Raw genomic sequence first — 1,693 nt, 5'->3', positions numbered from 1 at the left:
TCTATCAATTAAGATGCCCAGCGGGGCGGTCAGGTGTTCGCACCGCAGCCCCACGGGCACGCACGGCGCAGCGGCCTGCACACACAAGGCGGCCGCCGTCATACAAAACGATAAAAGTATCTTTTTCATAACCAGTTTGTATTCATGTTTCCGGCATCCTCGCGCGACGGTTCCGAAGTCCCTGCAAACGGCCTGTCCCCGGTGCACATCCCGGATCTCCCGCCGGGGGCCCGAACCGGACCCGGCGCCGGGACGCCCCCTCCGGCCGCACCCCCTTCCGTCCGCTTTCGGGACAGCACCGTCAGAGGTTGAACGCCCGTTTCAGTTCGTCCATCTGCTCCTGCGTCGTACCGGCGGGCTCGAAGCCCATCGAACGCGCCGTGAGGTATATCTGCGCCGCCTTGGAGAGCACGTCCACCTGATCGAACGCCTCGAAGATGTCGGGCCCCACGGCGCATACGCCGTGTTTCTCCCACATCACCACGTCGTATTCGCGCAGCTGCTCAATCGTGGCTTCGGCCAGTTCGACCGACGAGGGCATCGCATAGGGAACGATTCCCAGCCCCTTGGGGCAGAACGCCCGCGTTTCGGGAATCATGCTCCACAACAGTTTCGTCAGCACGTCCTTTTCGAGGAACGGCGCGTGGTGCGTCATGGCGATCAGGTCGATGGGATGAGTGTGCAGCGCGGCCTTGTAACCGTTGCCCGAGGCGATCATCCGGTTGTGCATCGCCAGGTGCGAAGCCAACTCCGAGGTCGGCTTCACCGGGTTGTCGGCGATGATTTCGTATGACGCGCAGTCGTCGAGGATGCGGATTACCGAGCCGTTCTCCATCGGGCGGCGCGCCAGATCGCGCATGCGCCTGTTGGTGCCCTTGCAGAAGAAATAGCATCCTTTCAGGCCGGGCAGCGTGGTGCCGATTTCAAAGCGCCCGCTGATCGGCTCCAGCGCACGGATTGCCTCGTCGGCATGCTCCGTGACGTTTACCGTGATGTTGCCCCCGTTGCGCTCGGCCCAGCCTTTCTGCCAGAGGTAACCGGCCGTTTCGGCCACTTTCTCCACCTCGGCGGCGAGCGCCGGGCGGTTTTCGAGTATCGATTTCATGTTCAGAACAAATTAGGGAATACGAGTGAAAATATCAGAATCGCCAGGCCGCAGACCAACACGCCGACGGTCTTTCCCGACGCCCCGCGCCACTCCTTGAGCAGGATGCCCCACACGTTGGAGAAGGTGACGTTGAGCGCCATCAGGATACACCAGGCGAAAGCCGCCACGACCGACCCGGGCTCGAAGAAGGTCTGCCCGATGCCGAATCCGAAGAACTGCGAGTACCACAGCCCGCCGGCCAGTGCGCAGAACAGCAGGTTATTGGCGTAGAGCGACACCTTGCCGTAGTCGCCGAACGTGCGGTTGCGGGCGTTCTGCCACAGGCAGTAGGCAGCGTTGGTCACCAGTCCGCCCAGCGTCACCATCAGCGTGGCGGGCAGCGTGCGGAACAGCGGGTTCACGCCCTCGACCTGCAGCGGCCGCCCGGCCTCGAGCCCGAGGTTGAAGCAGGCGCTCATCACGCCCGCCAGCAGCGCCACGGCCAGGCCCTTGGTGAGGGCGAAGTCCTTGACGGCGGCGCGTTTCTCCTCTTCGGTCATGTTCTGCGACCGCAGTGACCCGGCGTATCCGATTACGGCGATACCC

At 63.3% G+C, this 1,693-nt stretch carries 2 protein-coding genes; both read right to left on the bottom strand.

What is annotated here, in order from left to right:
• Window positions 1-301 precede the first annotated feature (301 nt).
• Window positions 302-1,105 (bottom strand): rhamnulose-1-phosphate aldolase, encoded by an 804-nt coding sequence (gene rhaD / locus QZT71_RS12470; RefSeq protein ID WP_295916683.1) that lies wholly within the window; start codon window positions 1,103-1,105, stop codon window positions 302-304.
• A 2-nt stretch (window positions 1,106-1,107) separates the two neighbouring features.
• On the bottom strand, window positions 1,108-1,693 hold a 586-nt coding region (locus tag QZT71_RS12465; protein ID WP_295916682.1), incomplete at its 5' end, for an L-rhamnose/proton symporter RhaT.

This window comes from uncultured Alistipes sp., from assembly GCF_902388705.1.
In the GTDB taxonomy this organism is placed as follows: Bacteria; Bacteroidota; Bacteroidia; order Bacteroidales; family Rikenellaceae; genus Alistipes.
The sequence above is the reverse complement of the archived record's forward strand: the minus strand, read 5'-3'. Positions and strand labels throughout refer to the sequence as shown.

Excerpts from the sequence above, each read along its gene's own strand:
- rhaD (WP_295916683.1), bottom strand. The coding sequence starts at position 1,105 with ATGAAATCGATACTCGAAAACCGCCCGGCGCTCGCCGCCGAGGTGGAG.